General features: G+C 67.8%; 11 protein-coding genes. 8 read left to right on the top strand and 3 right to left on the bottom strand.

Annotated elements, in window-relative coordinates; genetic code table 11:
• Positions 1-83 precede the first annotated feature (83 nt).
• Both FKR81_RS07285 and FKR81_RS07280 read right to left on the bottom strand, forming a co-directional pair.
• Entirely contained in the window at positions 84-1,169 is a 1,086-nt protein-coding gene (locus tag FKR81_RS07285) for an inositol-3-phosphate synthase (protein WP_146350160.1), read from the bottom strand.
• Between the two features lie 31 nt (positions 1,170-1,200).
• Positions 1,201-1,737, bottom strand: coding sequence for a PadR family transcriptional regulator (locus FKR81_RS07280; protein ID WP_146350159.1), 537 nt, complete (start codon positions 1,735-1,737; stop codon positions 1,201-1,203).
• A gap of 164 nt (positions 1,738-1,901) precedes the next feature.
• Between FKR81_RS07280 and FKR81_RS07275 the strand changes: the two genes are divergently transcribed.
• The 8 genes from FKR81_RS07275 to FKR81_RS07240 all read left to right on the top strand — a co-directional run bounded on the left by FKR81_RS07275 (position 1,902) and on the right by FKR81_RS07240 (position 14,821).
• Complete coding sequence (locus tag FKR81_RS07275) at positions 1,902-2,300, top strand: DUF5318 domain-containing protein (RefSeq protein WP_186762818.1); 399 nt, start codon at positions 1,902-1,904, stop codon at positions 2,298-2,300.
• 485 nt (positions 2,301-2,785) lie between these two features.
• On the top strand, positions 2,786-5,116 hold the full coding sequence (locus tag FKR81_RS07270; protein WP_146350158.1) for a transglycosylase domain-containing protein: 2,331 nt from the start codon (positions 2,786-2,788) through the stop codon (positions 5,114-5,116).
• 343 nt (positions 5,117-5,459) lie between these two features.
• Positions 5,460-9,320 carry a GDSL-type esterase/lipase family protein gene (locus FKR81_RS07265; RefSeq protein ID WP_146350157.1) on the top strand — a complete coding sequence of 1,287 codons (3,861 nt, stop codon included), beginning with the start codon at positions 5,460-5,462 and terminating at the stop codon, positions 9,318-9,320.
• Positions 9,317-9,760 (top strand): hypothetical protein, encoded by a 444-nt coding sequence (locus FKR81_RS07260; protein ID WP_146350156.1) that lies wholly within the window; start codon positions 9,317-9,319, stop codon positions 9,758-9,760. Before FKR81_RS07265 ends, FKR81_RS07260 begins: the two co-directional genes overlap by 4 nt.
• 7 nt (positions 9,761-9,767) lie before the next feature.
• Positions 9,768-10,151 carry a hypothetical protein gene (locus FKR81_RS07255; RefSeq protein ID WP_146350155.1) on the top strand — a complete coding sequence of 128 codons (384 nt, stop codon included), beginning with the start codon at positions 9,768-9,770 and terminating at the stop codon, positions 10,149-10,151.
• Positions 10,115-12,466 (top strand): glycoside hydrolase domain-containing protein, encoded by a 2,352-nt coding sequence (locus tag FKR81_RS07250; protein WP_146350154.1) that lies wholly within the window; start codon positions 10,115-10,117, stop codon positions 12,464-12,466. Before FKR81_RS07255 ends, FKR81_RS07250 begins: the two co-directional genes overlap by 37 nt.
• 23 nt (positions 12,467-12,489) lie before the next feature.
• Entirely contained in the window at positions 12,490-13,146 is a 657-nt protein-coding gene (locus tag FKR81_RS07245) for a hypothetical protein (RefSeq protein ID WP_146350153.1), read from the top strand.
• Positions 13,147-13,228: 82 nt separating this feature from the next.
• Positions 13,229-14,821 carry a glycosyltransferase family 87 protein gene (locus FKR81_RS07240; RefSeq protein WP_146350152.1) on the top strand — a complete coding sequence of 531 codons (1,593 nt, stop codon included), beginning with the start codon at positions 13,229-13,231 and terminating at the stop codon, positions 14,819-14,821.
• Here the strand turns inward: FKR81_RS07240 and FKR81_RS07235 are convergent.
• Positions 14,733-15,830, bottom strand: a complete 1,098-nt coding sequence (locus tag FKR81_RS07235) for a GDSL-type esterase/lipase family protein (RefSeq protein ID WP_146350151.1) — start codon at positions 15,828-15,830, stop codon at positions 14,733-14,735. The genes FKR81_RS07240 and FKR81_RS07235 overlap by 89 nt on opposite strands.
• Positions 15,831-15,839: the final 9 nt, after the last annotated feature.

Raw genomic sequence — 15,839 nt, 5'->3', positions numbered from 1 at the left:
TCCTGGCACACGCTGGGGCACCCAACGCGCTGAGCGGTGTCGTTGTGGCCCCTTGAGCCAAGGGGCCACAACGACACAACAGGTCAGGCCTCGCCGCGGATGAACGCCTCGACGGCGTTGTGCGCCTCGGAGTCCGAGTACTGCACCGGCGGCGACTTCATGAAGTACGACGACGCCGACAGGATCGGACCGCCGATGCCGCGGTCCAGAGCGATCTTCGCGGCGCGCACGGCGTCGATGATGATGCCCGCGGAGTTCGGCGAGTCCCACACCTCGAGCTTGTACTCGAGGTTCAGCGGCACGTCACCGAAGGCACGTCCCTCGAGGCGGACGTAGGCCCACTTGCGGTCGTCCAGCCACGCGACGTAGTCCGACGGTCCGATGTGGACGTTGCGCTTGCCGAGATCGCGGTCCACCTGGGACGTGACGGCCTGCGTCTTGGAGACCTTCTTGGACTCCAGGCGCTCCAGCTCCTTCATGTTGAGGAAGTCCATGTTGCCGCCCACGTTCAGCTGCATGGTGCGGTCGAGCTGGACGCCGCGGTCCTCGAAGAGCTTGGCCAGCACGCGGTGCGTGATGGTCGCGCCGACCTGCGACTTGATGTCGTCACCGACGATCGGCACACCGGCCGCGCGGAACTTCTCCGCCCACACCGGGTCCGACGCGATGAACACCGGCAGCGCGTTGACGAACGCGACACCCGCGTCGATGGCGCACTGCGCGTAGAAGCGGTCGGCGTCCTCGGATCCCACCGGCAGGTAGGAGACGAGCACGTCCACCTCGGCGTCGCGCAGCGCCCGCACGACGTCGACCGGCGTCTCGTCCGACTCCTCGATGGTCTCCCGGTAGAACCGGCCGAGACCGTCGAGCGTGTGACCGCGCTGGACGGTGACGCCGAGCGGCGGCACGTCCGCGATCTTGATCGTGTTGTTCTCGCTCGCGAGGATCGCCTCGGAGAGGTCCTGTCCGACCTTCTTCGCATCGACGTCGAAGGCAGCGACGAACTCGACGTCCCGCACGTGGTAGTCACCGAACTGCACGTGCATCAGGCCGGGCACGCGGGTGCTCGGATCGGCGTCCTTGTAGAAGTGGACGCCCTGCACCAGCGACGCCGCGCAGTTGCCAACCCCGACGATGGCCACTCGAACGGTGCGGCGGTTTCCGCCCATTGCCGAGTCCTCCTTAGACAAAAGGTGAGTACTACTCGTCCTGCTCGGACTGCTCGTGCGCGATGAGCTCGTTGAGCCACCGCACCTCGCGATCCGTGCTCTCCAACCCCATCCGGTGCAGCTCACGGGTGTAGCGGTCGATCTGCTCACCCGTCTTGGACAGACGCGCCCTGAGCCCCTCCCGCCGTTCCTCCACGCACCGCCGCCTGCCTTCCAGGATTCGCATCCTGATGTCGGCCGGAGTGCGCGAGAAGAACGCCAGGTGGACACCGAACGAGTCGTCGTCCCAGGTCTGCGGACCGGCGTTGACCAGGAGGTCGGCGAACCGCTCCTTGCCATCGGTGGTCAGCTGGTAGACCTTGCGCGCCCGACGTCCCCAAGAAAGGGTGGATTCCTCCGGCCCCTCCTCCACGATCAGGCCCGCACGTTGGAGTCGCCGCAGAGTTGGGTACAGCGACCCGTACGAGAACGCGCGGAACGCGCCGAGCAGCTCGTGCAGGCGCTTCCGCAGCTCGTACCCGTGCATCGGCGCCTCGTGCAACAGGCCGAGGATCGCGAACTCGAACACGAGTCACCTCCCCGCACGTGCACCGATAGGTGCCGCGATTATATCGCCGCGATACATCAGTAGCCCCTCGTCTTTGTGGGATGTCGCACACCGTGATATCGCGTCGCTCCCCGCTGCCCTGAACGGCCCACCATGCGGATGCGGGCGCCACGTACTCTGGTCCCGTGTTGACCCAACGGCAGGTCGTGGACTACTCGCTGCAGCGGCGTGCGCTGCTGGCGGAGGTCTACTCCGGCCGGACGGGCACCATGGAGGTCTGCGACGCGAGTCCATACCTGCTGCGAGCTGCGAAGTTCCACGGAACTCCGACCGATGTGACCTGCCCGGTGTGCCGCAAGGAGCCACTGACCCACGTCTCGTGGGTCTACGGTGACGAGCTCAAGCACGCAGCCGGATCTGCCAGGACCACCGAGGAACTGGCGCGGATGGCGAACCTCTTCGAGGAGTTCACCGTCTACGTAGTTGAAGTGTGTCGCACATGTAGTTGGAACCACCTGGTGCAGTCATACGTCCTGGGAACGCGTGGAGTCGACAAACCACGCAGGAGGACCGCGGCGGAGTGACACAGCAGTGACACTGCTCCGAACGATGTACGACCACCGAACCGCGCGCTGGTGCGCGCCGGTCTGGGAGGCCATTTCTCGTGAACGACCAGCATGATGACAGGCAGCGTGGCGGGGAACCGCAGTGGCCGACGGGGGACGACCCCGATGGCGGCGGCCGCCGTGAAGGTCCTGCTCAACCGCGACCGGGCACCCCGCCCGGTGGTTTCGCGCGCCCTCCCCAAGGTGGCACGCCACCCGGTGGATTCCCTCAGCAGCCTCCACCGCGCCGTCCCGGCCCGAACGGTCCCGGTGCGCCCGGCGGCCCAGGTGGCCCCGGCGGTCCGGTGAACGGTCCAGGAGGCCCCGGTGGTCCCGGCGGCCCTGGTGGACGCCCGCAGACGCCTCCGGGCGGCATGCGGCGCCCGATGCCCCCCGGTGCCGTTCCTCCCGGCGGACGCCCTCCTGGCGCCCCGCAGGGCGGTCCAGGCGCCCCGAACGGTCCCGTGAACGGCGGCCCCGGCCGTCCCGTGCCTCCGCGTCGTCCCGGTGAGCAGGCCACCACGCAGCTGCCGCCCGTCGCGAACCAGGTCCAGCGCGAGCCAGGCTTGCTGACGCATCGCGAGCCGGACGAAGACCCGGACATGTACGACGACGACTACTACGACGATGACGAGCCGGAGCTCACTGAAGACGAGGAGCGCCGTCTGCGTAAGAAGAAGATCTGGAAGCGCGTCCGGATAGCCAGCTTCGTCGCGCTCGGCCTGATGATCCTCGGCCCGATCCTGGCAGTGGCGATCGCGTACCCGCTGGTCAACTGGCCGAAGCCGGAAGAGGTCGCGGCCGGCCGGAACAAGACGATCACGCTGCACTGGTCGGACGGTTCGGAGATGGCGAAGATCAGCCAGCCGGGCCAGAACCTGACGATGCTGACCCTCGACGAGGTGCCGGACCACGTCCGCAAGGCCGTGCTCGCCGCCGAGGACGCGAACTTCTACGAGAACCCCGGCTTCGACGCCAAGGCCATCGCGCGCGCCGTCTGGATCCAGGCGACCGGTGGCTCCAGTGGTGGTTCCGGTCTCACGCAGCAGTACATCAAGAAGGCCACCGGTCAGGACGACCCGACGCTCACGCGAAAGTTCACCGAGCTCGTCAAGGCCTACAAGATGAGCAACGAGTCGGACCACGACACGATCCTCACCGCGTACCTGAACACGGTGCACTTCGGCCGCGGCGCCGACGGCATGAAGGCCGCCGCGCAGGTGTACTTCAAGAAGGAGATGAAGGACCTCACGCCGTCGGAGGCCGCGCTCATCGCCGGCATGATCCAGACGCCGTCGAAGTCCGAGAACGAGGAGTACCGCGAGAAGCGGTGGAACTTCGTGATGGACCAGATGCTGCAGAAGGGCTGGATCGACCAGACCTACCGCAGCAGCGAGAAGCTCCCGACGCCGCTGAACTTCGAGGAGACCCGGCCTGCCGGGCTCGAAGGTCCGCTCGCCCGCGTGCAGCAGCAGGTCGAGAACGAGGTCGACAGCGACGACGTCGGCCTGACCATGGAACGGGCCCAGAAGATCGGCGTGGACATCTACACGACGATCGACAAGAACATGCAGACGGCGGCGACGGACGCCGTCAACGCCGTGCTGGAGGGCCAGGACGCGGAGCTGCGCACGTCGCTCAGCGCGATCGAGCCGACCACGGGCGCCGTCAAGGCGTACTACGCCGGCAAGGACGGTCTGCAGGGCATCGACTACGCCAAGGGCACGATCCAGGAGGCGGGCTCGACGTTCAAGCCGTTCGACCTGGTCGCCGCCCTGCAGATGGGCAAGGGCATCGGCGACACCTACGACAGCACACCGCGCATCATCAACGGCGTGCCGATCCGCAACGCGAGCAACACCACGTGCGGCAAGCAGTGCCCGATCAAGCAGGCGATGATCGAGTCGTTGAACACCGTGTTCTACGACATGGTGGCCAACGACACCGGCCCGAAGGCCGTCGCCGACGCGGCTCACCAGGCGGGCATCCCGGAGACGGTGATGATCGACGGCAAGGCGAAGCAGACGCTGACCGGCAAGGAGGGCGCAGCGCCCAACACCGGTATCGCCATCGGCGCGGACGACGCGCAGGTGCGTCCGTTCGACATGGCGTCGGCGTTCGCGACGTTCGCCTCGCGCGGCGTCTACCGCAAGCCGTTCTTCATCACGAAGATCGAGGGCCCGGACAAGGAACTCCTGTACCAGCACACCGACAAGAGCGCGCCGGCATTCGACCCCGACGCCACGAAGAGCCGGGACATCGCGGACAACGTCACCGAGGTGCTGAAGGAGATCCCGAAGAAGGGCATCGCGTGCGCGAACAACCGGGAATGCGCGGGCAAGACCGGTACGCACGAGCTCGCCGACAACGCCTCCCAGAACTCGAAGGCCTGGATGGTCGGCTACACGCCGACGCTGTCCGCGTCGGTCTGGATCGGCAAGGACGCGGGCAACGTGGCGATCAAGGACAGGTCCGGCAACCCGGTCTTCGGTAGCGGTCTGCCAGGGCAGATCTGGAAGAAGTTCATGGACGCCGCGCTGAACGGCACCCCGGTGGAGAAGTTCCCCAAGCCCAAGCCGCTGGGCAACTTCGAGCCGCCGAAGAAGTCGCAGTCGGTTCCGCCTTCCTCCGTCACGCCGTCCTCGACGACTCCGCCCAGGTCAACCGACCCGGACGAGTCGTCGACGAAGCCGACGAAGCCGACGAAGCCGTGCGGGATCGTCGGGTGTCCGACGACGTCGACGAGCGAGGAACCACCACCGGATCCGATCAACCGGCGAGATCCGACGAACTGAACGAGGGCCCGGCGCAGCAGCGCCGGGCCCTTTTCGTCGCACCGGGCAGGTGGGCCTCGTCTCAGCCGAGGCGGGCGAGTTGACGCCGCACCTGGCAGCCGGTTAACTACCGAGCCGGACACTGAACTGGGGGGTTCATGAAGGTCACGCGCCTTTTTCGTCGCGCCGAGAAACATCGTGCTGCTCTGACGGCCATGCGCACCTGACCCAGCTCACACCGCTGACCACCTGATTCGACATCTCCGTCGATTCGGGCCGTTGTGCTGCACAAAAATGATCAAGGAGGACGGGACCTGACCGTACCGCTCCATTAGCTCTTCAAAAACTAATCCTGGGGGATTACATGCGCACAACGCGCACCAGATCGACCGCGCTGCTGGCAGCGGCGATAGTGCTGATCGCGAGCCCGTCGATCGCCGCAGCGGCACCCAAAGCACCGGCACCACCGGCAGCACCGGCCAACCAGGCCGAAGCGAACTCGACGGACCCGAGCAAGCGCGACGAGCTGCTCGGCAAGGACTGGGAGAAGTCGAACGACCGGGCGTGGACCACGAGCGGCGACGCCGACGGCTTCCACGTGATGGTGGCCGACGCGGCGACCGGCTACACGTGGCGCACCGCGGCATCGTTGTCAGAGCCGGGCTTCGACGCCGACCAGTGGGTCGGCAACGCCTGCGTGACCGAGTCCGGCAAGCGCGCGGTCGTCGTCTACGCGCCGCGCATCTTCACCAACCGGGAGCAGCTCGCGGCCCGCGGCGGGTTCAGCGCCGTGGTCGACCTGGACAGCGGTGCGGTGACGAAGCTGCCGGTCCGCTCCAGCCTCGCCTACTTCAACCCCGGCTGCGGCACCGGCGAACAGGCCGTGCTCACGCAGGAGGGCGACGACCTCGCCAAGACCGGCCTCAACCGCCTCGACGCGGCCGCGGGCTCGGTGGCCAAGCGCATCGAGGTCGACGGCCAGGTCACGTCGGCGGTGCCGACGAAGGCGGGCATCGTGGCAGCGGCCCGCGACGCAGTCGTGAAGATCGACGACAAGGGCGTGCGCACCCGCTTCGCCGCCGCGACCGGAACGCCGTTCCTGCTGAAGCCCGACGCCGACGGCGGCGTGGTCTTCCTGGAGCGCCTCGGCGACGAGGTCCGCGCGCGGCGCACCGTGCCGGGCGACGCGAAGCCCAAGGTCACGACGCTCGCCACCGGTGCGCTGAAGGACCTGGCGGTCACCTCGGGCAAGGCGGGCAAGGTGTTCATCACCGGCGCCGCGAAGACCGTGTCCGCGCTGCCCCCGTCGGTCGCCAAGATCGACGTCGCACGTGACGCCGTCCTCTCCACCGAGGGCAGGAGCGCGGTCGAGAAGTCCGAGTGGGAGAAGCCCACCGCGACCGGTGAAGCCGTGCGCGACGCGAAGGTCGAGCTGAAGGTCCTCGCCACCGGCAAGAAGGTCGGCTTCAAGGTCAACCCGGCTGACGACGTCAGCGACCAGGCCGCGACCGGCCGCGCGGTGCACCCGAAGCTCGGTGGCGCCAGCGTGCAGGCGCAGGTGGCAGGCACTGATCTCACCGACGCTGCCCAGCGGGTGTGTTCGCTTCCGCGCAACGACCCCAACGGGATGGCGACCCAGCCGACGCCGCAGCAGGCCGAGTGGGCCGCTGACCGGGCCGTGCTCGGCACGCTCGAGCAGAACGACGGCGCGCAGAAGATGTTCCCGCCGGTCTCGATCGGCGACGGGCAGAAGGTGCCGCCGCAGATCCTGCTCGGCATCATGGCGCAGGAGTCGAACCTGTGGCAGGCGTCGCGGTTCGCCCTGCCCGGCGTGCCCGCGAACCCGTTGATCGGCAACTACTACGGGCTGGCGATCTACAACAACAGCCAGGTCGACGACTGGGACATCCACTGGGACCAGGCGGACTGCGGTTACGGCATCACGCAGGTCACCGACGGCATGCGGATGGCGGGCCGGGAGGGCGACCCCAAGAAGCACGGGCAGGCTCTCCCCGCCGACCAGCAGAAGGCCATCGCGCTGGACTTCAAGTCGAACATCGCCAAGGGTCTCACCATCCTGCAGACCAAGTGGAACGAGACCAAGAACGCGGGGCTGGTCCTCAACAACGGCAACTCCCGCAAGATCGAGAACTGGTTCTTCGCGGTCTGGGCCTACAACTCCGGGTTCAACGCCAACAAGGGCGACGGTTCGCCGTGGGGCCTCGGGTGGACCAACAACCCGATCAACCCGCGCTACAAGGAGAACCGCGCCCCGTTCCTGGAGACGTGCCAGTGCGACGCCAAGAACCCGCAGTTCTGGCCGTACCCCGAGAAGATCATGGGTTGGGCCGCGTTCTCGATCGCCACGCCCACCGGGCCGGGATACGCGATCGCGTGGTGGAACACCACCCAGCAGCGCTCGGAGGTGAAGCCTCCGGCCAGGCTGTTCTGCACCGCGCAGAACGACTGCTACCCCAACCAGAAGTGGACGCCGGACGACCCGTCCGTGCTGCCGGGGCCCGGTGATGATCCGGAACCGGCCGGGCCGTGTGGTCACAAGAACCCGGCGAACGGGAAGTACGACCTCAAGTGCTGGTGGCACTTCCCCGCGGAGTGGAAGGCCAACTGCGACTCCACCTGCGGCAACTGGAACTTCACCTACGACGTGGAGCCGATGCCGAACTGGGGCACGAACTACCCGCCTCGCTGCGGGCTGGAAACCCTGCCCCAGGACGTGCTGATCATCGACGACGTGGCGCAGACGCCGCAGCAGCCGGGGTCGAAGTGGGCAGATCCGATGCGCAAGTGCTCGCGGGGCTGGACCAACCAGGGCACGCTCAAGTTCGAGTTCTCGGACCCGGCCGCGGCGATCGACCTCCACCAGATCGGTGCGGGCTTCGACAACCACTTCTGGTTCGGGCACACGCGGAACAAGTACGCGGACAGCCTCTTCAAGATCACCGGAACGTGGGAGCTGAACCGGGACCTGAACCAGTGGGCTCGGGTCATGGTCCACATCCCTGATCACGGCGCGCACACCAGGCAGGCCAGGTACGAGATCGAGACCGGGTCGAAGACCAAGCACCGGGTCGTCCTCCAGCGCACCGAGCAGAACAAGTGGGTGTCGCTCGGGGCATTCCAGTTCTCCGGCAGGCCGAAGGTGCGGCTGTCCTCGACCACCGAAGACGGCGAGGGCGTCGAGGACATCGCCTGGGACGCGATCGCGTTCCAGCCGCTGGCGAAGAAGCCGGACAACCTGATCGTCGCCCTCGGCGACTCGTACTCCTCGGGTGAGGGATCCGGCGGCAACCCCGCGTACTACCGCGAGACGAACATCGACGGCGACAAGCCGCGGTGGCGCAACGCGTGCCACCGTTCGCCGAACGCGTGGTCGCGACAGGGGAAGCTGGCTCGGGACAACGGCGTGACGATCGGTTCGATCGCCGACTTCTACAACAACCCGACGCTGGACTACCACCTCCTGGCGTGCAGTGGTGCACGGGTGCGAGACCTCCTGCCGCGCAACGCCCTACCCGGTGAGTCGCAGCCGCCCAGGGACGCGTGGGGCGATGGTGGTGCGGCCGGCTACTACGAGCTCGCCCAGCTGGACCGCGGGTTCGTCGACGAGGACACCACGCTGGTCACCCTGTCCATCGGCGGCAACGACACGTACTTCAGCCCGCTCATCCAGCAGTGCTTCTACACCCAGTCGCAGTGCAAGGACAGCGAGATGGTGGACCGGTTCGGACCCGGCATGCTGAAGGACGCGGTCCCGAGGCACATCGACGAGAAGGTCATGCCTTCGGTCGCCACGGCGATCAGAACAATCCACAAGATGGCGCCGAATGCCAAGATCGTGCTCATGGGCTACCCGAAGCTCATGGAGAACAGGAACTCGTGCGCGGTCACCTTCACCCCGCGCACGGTCGAGTGGACGGGCGAGGTCGCGACCGCGCTCTCGAACAAGTACCGCATGCTCGAGCTCAGGCTGGTCGGTGAGGAGCACATCCCGATGACCTACGCCGACCCGATGTCCGCGTTCGAGGGCAAGGGCGCGTGCGGCGATCCGGAGCGGATCAACTTCATCAAGACCGACAAGACGGAGTCCGACGAACCCCTCACCAACGGCGCGCTCATCGCGGCGGAGGGCTTCCACCCCAACAAGGAAGGACACAAGATCTACGGCGACGTGTTCACCGACGCGTTGCGGCGACTCGGGCTTTGACCGACCGAGTGACCGTCGCCGCCGTGCTGGCCACCCTCGTGGTGGCCGGCACGGCGGCGTGCTCGTCGAGCGAGGACCGGGCGTTCGAGCACGCCGTCGAAGACGCGCGTGCCTCGGTCGGCAAGGGGCGTGACCAGCTCGATGGCGTGGCCGCGCTCGGCAGGGGAGTCCCTGACGCCACGGCCGCGCTGGGAGCCGACCGCGTCTTCGGCAGCCGAGACGTCGAGGGCGGCTTCGAGCTCGACGCGGTGTTCTACGGGCGCGGCGAGGGCGGCGGCGGCGGGACGTACGAGCGGACCTCGGTCCGGATCTGCGTGCGCTTCCTGGTGCGTCCCAACGGTTCTCCCCGTGTCGACGAAGCGGACACCGAGTGCGCGCCGTCGCTGCCCACCTCCGTGCCGATGTACGGGACGGTCACTCGCACTGTTCGCTTGAAGTGAGGACGACATGATTCTCGCGCTCTTCATCGCATTGGTTCTGCTGGCAGCGCTGGCGATCCGCTTCGCCTACCGCCGGGCCGACCGGCGGCAGCGGCCGTGGACGACAACCGCGATGGTGGCGCTGCTGGGTTCGTTCGCCGTCTACCTGTACGGCCTGACCCAGACGTTCGCCTTCGAGCTCGAGGAGAAGTGCGCACGGCAGGGCGCGGAGCTGGACCTGACGCTGTACCCGCGCGACTCGTACCTGCCGCTGAGCATGAAGTGCAATGCCAACCACGACCTCGTCTCGTCGTGGGTCAACCCGACTGCGCTCGTTCTGCTGGTGGTCGCAGTCGTCGTTTCTGGGGGAAACAAGTGGATCAGAAGGTTCTCGACGCCCAAAAGTGGGTGAACGCCACCTACGGCGGTGTCGCCGGTTACGAGAGATGTGACGAGGACGGCAGCACCAGCTGGGACGTCATGTACTCGCTCACGATGGGCCTGCAGCACGAGCTGGGCATCAGCCCGGTGGCCGCCAACTTCGGCGACGGCACCTACGCCAAGGTGGCCGCGCTGGGCGATGTCACCGCCAGCAGGAACAAGAACATCATCAAGATCATCCAGCACGCCCTGTTCTGCAAGGGGTACTGGGCGGGCGACGTCGACGGCAACTGGCTCGTGGAGAGCCAGCAGGCCGCCGCCGAGCTCAAGAACAACATGGGAGTGGACAACAGCACGTCCTCCCAGCTGTTCGTCAAACACATCAAGGCACTGCTGACGATGGACGCCTACGTCCTGCTCTCCGGGGGCCGTGAGGAAGTCCGGACCATTCAGCGGTGGCTCAACAGCACCTACGTCCAGAGGTCCTCGTTCTTCATCATCCCGTGCGACGGTCACTACACGCGTGACGTCCAGACCGCGCTGCTGAAAGCCATCCAGTACGAGCTCGGCGTCCCCGACGACCAGGCCACCGGCTACTTCGGCGAAGGCACGAAGGCCGGGCTGCGCCGCAACACGATCGAGCCGGGTTCGCCGGCGGCGTGGATCCGGTTGTTCAGCGCGGCCTGCGTGTTCAACTCACCCTTCTTCCTCTTCCCCAACGAGTGGTACGCCACCTTCACCTCGAGCTGGACCGAGGGGCTGGGGAACTGGCTGCGGAAGTTCCAGGAGTTCTCGCACATCGACCCCAACGGCAGGGGGGACTTCACGACCTGGGCACAGCTGCTGGTGTCCACGGGAGACCCGGACCGGAAGGTGACGGCCTGTGACACGCGGTACCACATCACTGCTTCGAGGTCTCGCGCGCTGAAGAACGCCGGTTATGTCGTCGTCGGCCGGTACCTGCACGAACCGCCGGAGAGCACCCTCGACAAGGAGATCCAGCCCGGAGAGCTCCAGGACATCTTCTCCAGCGGTCTGCGCGTGTTCCCGATCTGGCAGTGGAACGGGCGGCGGCTGGGCGACTTCACCTGGTCGACGGGCTACGACCAGGGGATCATGGCGCACGAACGGGCGTCTGATGTGTACAAGTTCAACCGGGGCACGACGATCTACTTCGCGGTCGACTACGACGCGACCACGGCGGACATCAACAGCAACATCATCCCGTACTTCCAGGGCGTCAACGCCGCGCTGAAGAACCGCGGCAAGAAGTACGTGATCGGCGTCTACGGGTCGCGCAACGTGTGCTCGCGCGTCAGCGCCGCGGTCGGCGCCCGGCACTCCTTCGTGTCCGGCATGTCCTGGGGCTTCTCCGGCAACCTGGGCTTCTCGAACCCGAACAACTGGTCGTTCAACCAGATCAAGGAGTTCAAGTTCAACAACAGCGGTGACGTCTTCGACCTCGACAACGACGTCTACCGCGGCACCGACATCGGATGCGGCCCGGAGAACGTCGACAAACCCGGTTCACCGGTCGACGCCTTCCTGGGCTTCATGGACCGGCTCTACGCGGCGGCCGTGGCGTACCACAACGGGGACGAGCGGTACGCGAACCTCCGGGTGATGGAGTTCCTGCGCGTGCAGGCCTACAACAGCATTCCGTGGGACGTCCTCGCGGGCGGTGGTGTCAGCGAGGACTGGATCGAGTTCGTGGCCAACCGCATCCCCCGGACCGAGTGGATCTTCGGTTGTCAGGAGCCCTCGTTCGGCGTCAACTTCGATGCTCCGCACTTCGGCGCCGCGGCGAGTCTCGGCCACATCTGGGGCCTCGGACCGGGCAACCTGTTCAGCCGCGGCGACTTCGCCGGCTGGGCGGGCGACCTCGTCTCGTTCTACGGCTCGTGGCGCCGCTTCGACGAGGAGTACGCCTCCGGCTACCAGTACTGCACGGACCGCCTGATGAAGGTCAACGTGGACTCCCCCTACAAGCTCGAGGACATCGTCGCGGATGCCGACGCGGTGATCATGCTGGATGCGATCAAGAGGGGCGCCAAGATCAACGAGGCGCTCCGCGCGCACCTCACCGGCAACGGGCACGTCAACCGGTTCAGGACGTTCTACAACCTGCGCTTCGGCGGCAGCCTGGCCAACGTCGCCGAGGCGGCGAGGAACGCGCTGATCCCCAAGACGGCCCAGAACGACCCCGTCATGGAGGGCATGCACGAGGGAGTCGTCTACGACGACGCCGGTGGGCCTGCGGTTCTGCCGAAGCACCTGCCCGCCTACAAGCTCGACCCGTTCATCCAGGGCTTCGTCGACACCATCGACCGGCTCGTCCGCGGCTGACCACACCAGGGGGAAGGAAGATCATGAACAACACCACTGGGGGACTCGGGCGCAGGCGGTTCCTCGCCGTAACGGGCGGGCTGGCCGCCGCGGCCACCGTCGGGTTCGGCGTGCCCGCCGTCGCGGAAGCGCAGGCGGCGAAGTCGGCCAACGGCTGGTCCGTCGACCCGAAGGCCGTCGCGCCGCACGTCGTCGAAGGCTCCGCGGCCTCCGTCGCACTGCGGTCCGGCGAGGTCGCGACGGTGCTGCTGCACGTCGCGCGCCGGTTCCACTACGAGGTCGCCGCACTGGAGGCGGGGCACCTCAGCGCCGCCAAGACGACCGACGCGCCGCACCAGACGAACTACCTGTCCGGCACGGCGTTCGCCATCCAGCCCAAGGTGTACCCGGCCGGGGCCAAGGGCGGCTTCCTCAAGCACCAGGTGGCGGCCATCCGGGACATCCTCGCTGACTGCGAGGGTGTCGTGCGCTGGGGCGGCGACAACAAGAAGACGCCGCAGGAAGGCCACTTCCAGATCGACGTCAAGCCCGGATCGCCCCTGCTCAAGAAGGTCGCGGCCAAGATCGGCGGCTGGGACCTGAAGCAGGGCGTGGGTGCCGGAGCACCCGAGGACCTGTTCGACGCCACCCGGAAGTTCCGCGCGCGGACGCTGGCGGACAAGCAGATCGCCACGGGCTGAGGCACCGGAAAGGGGCGGCACGAGGGTGCCGCCCCTTTCCGTTTGACCGCGCGACCACGCTGATCCGGTTAGCATCCGCGACGTGCCAACCAGCCCCGCGGAGTTGCCAGCCGAGGACGACGAGTCGCTGACCACGGCCGAGCGGATCCCGCCGACGTGGACCGAGTCGATCGCGCGGCACGCGAGCAGGCCGTTCGGCGGGCCGCTCGGCAGGCACGCGCAGATCGGCAGGCACTGGTTCTGGTCGCCGCTGCGGGTGGTGTTGCTGCTGGCGGTGGTGATGCTGGCGCTGGGGTGGCTGCAGAAGGCGCCGTGCATCCAGCAGTACGTCGACGAGAACGGCGTCGTGCAGCTGGACTGGCGCGGCAGCAGGCAGTTCACCGCGCTGTGCTACTCGGACACGGTGCCGCTGTACACGGCGGAGCGGCTCGACCAGCCCGGCGCGTTCCCGTACAAGACCTCGTGGAAGGACGACGAGGGCAAGCCGACCGAGCACGTCAGGTACATGGAGTACCCGGTGCTCACGGGGCTGTTCCAGTGGCTCAACGCGCGCGTCGCGCAGGGTCTCGTCGCGCTCGTGCCCGGCCTGCCGATGACGGTGATCGTGTTCTTCGACGTCACCGCGTTCTGGCTCGCGCTGGCCTGGCTGGTCACCGTGTGGGCGGTCGCGCGGAGTGCGCGGCAACGGGTGTGGGACGCGGCGCTGGTCGCGGTGTCGCCATTGGTGATCGTCCACGCGTTCACGAACTTCGACGCGCTCGCGACCGCGTTCGCCGCCGGTGGGCTGCTGGCGTGGGCGCGGCGGAAACCGGTGCTCGCCGGCGTGCTGCTCGGCATCGGCGGCGCGGCGAAGCTGTACCCGTTGTTCCTGCTCGGGCCGCTGCTCCTGCTGTGCTGGAGATCGGACCGGATGCGGGCTGGGATCATCACGACCGTGTCCGCGGCACTGGCGTGGGCGGCGGTGAACCTGCCGATCGCGCTGAACCCGGACACGGCGAGGGGCTGGAAGGAGTTCTTCCGGCTCAACACCGAGCGCGGCGTCGACCCGGACTCGCTGTACAACGTGATCAGCCAGTTCACCGGGTGGCCCGGCTTCGACCCCGGACTGCAGCAGGGGCAGGCGCCCGAGGTGCTGAACACGGTGAGCGCGGTGCTGTTCGTGCTGTGCTGCATCGGCATCGGGTACGTGACGCTGTCCGCGCCGACCAGGCCGCGCCTGGCACAGCTCGGGTTCCTGGTGGTGGCGGCGTTCCTGCTGACGAACAAGGTGTGGAGTCCGCAGTACTCGCTGTGGCTCGTGCCGCTCGCCGTGCTGGCGATCCCGCGGTGGAAGCCGGTGCTCGCGTGGATGACGCTGGACGCGCTGGTGTGGGCGCCGCGGATGTACTTCTACCTCGGCACGGACAACAAGGGACTGCCCATCGACTGGTTCCTCGGTGCGGTGGTCGTGCGGGACGTCGCGGTGATCGCGTTGTGCGCGATGGTCGTGCGGGAGATCTACCGGCCCGAGCTCGACCTGGTGCGGCAGGCCAGCGATGGCGACCCGCTCGCCGGGGTGCTGGAGGGTGCGCCGGACCGGCGGCTGGTCACACGTCGACGGCTCGTGCCATCGTCCGGAAAGCCGCGTCATTCGGATGCAGGTGGTCACCGGAGTCGAACTCAGGACGCAGTCTGAGCACGTCGGCCGGGTCGCGCAGCAGCTCGTCGAAGTCGACGACGCCGTCGAAGATGCCCGCGGTGCGGATGAACTCGTTGAGCGTCTGGCGCTGCGACTCGCGCTTGTCGTTGTAGGCGCCCCAGCCGCGCCACGGCGTGACCGTGCCGACGACGAGCTTCACCCCGGCGAGCTGGGTGCGGGCGCGGATCGTGCGCAGCGCGGCGATGATCGTGTCGGCGTGCACGTCCTGCTGGATGTCGTTGATGCCGCCCAGCAGGACGACCGTGCGCACCTGCGGGCTGAACAGCGCGTCCCGGTACAGCCGGACGACCATCGCGTCGCCGTGCAGCGTCACGCAGTTGCCCGAGATGCCGGAGTTCAGCACCGCGCTGGACGTGTCGAGGTAGCCGGGCCAGCTGCCCGAGTCGCCCTCGGTGATCGAGTCGCCGAGCGCCACCACCGCGCCGGGTGCGTCGGTGCCCGTGACGTCGACGCCGCCGACGAGGCAGACGGACGTGTGGTTCGCGGTGAACGCGGCACCGGTCAGGTCACCGGTGTGGTCGCCGCTGGGTGCCGCGTAGTTCGTGCGGTGCGCCCGCGCGTGGCACGGCGAGCCGGCGGGCACGTAGGTCGACACGAGCAGGAGCGCGCGCTCCGACGCGTTGAGCGCGATCGGGTCGGAGAACACCGCGCCGCGGGTGCGGATCGTGGTGCCGCGCGCGCCGCGGAAGCGGACCTCGCGCAGCGAGCCCTCCTGCACGTTCGCCCCGCCCGCGGACAGCGCCACGGTGACCCGGTCGACGCGCACCGGCCTGGTGCCGAGCGCGTTGGACAGCCGGACGCGCACGGACGTGCCGCCCGCGGTGATCCGGACCAGGGTGCGGATCGTCTGGCTGGAGTTGGCCGACGCCTCGTTGGGCACGGCGTGCCACGTCGGCACCCAGCGCGGGGCCTGCGGCTCCTGTGCGTCGGAAGCACCGGTCAGCAGGAGCAGCGACGCCACCCCCGCGGAAACCAGGCCGATCATCCGCACTCA

The sequence above is a fragment of the Lentzea tibetensis genome, from assembly GCF_007845675.1.
Taxonomy (GTDB): domain Bacteria; phylum Actinomycetota; class Actinomycetes; order Mycobacteriales; family Pseudonocardiaceae; genus Lentzea; species Lentzea tibetensis.
Note: the sequence above shows the minus strand (reverse complement) of the source record. Positions and strands in the feature narration are given on the sequence as shown.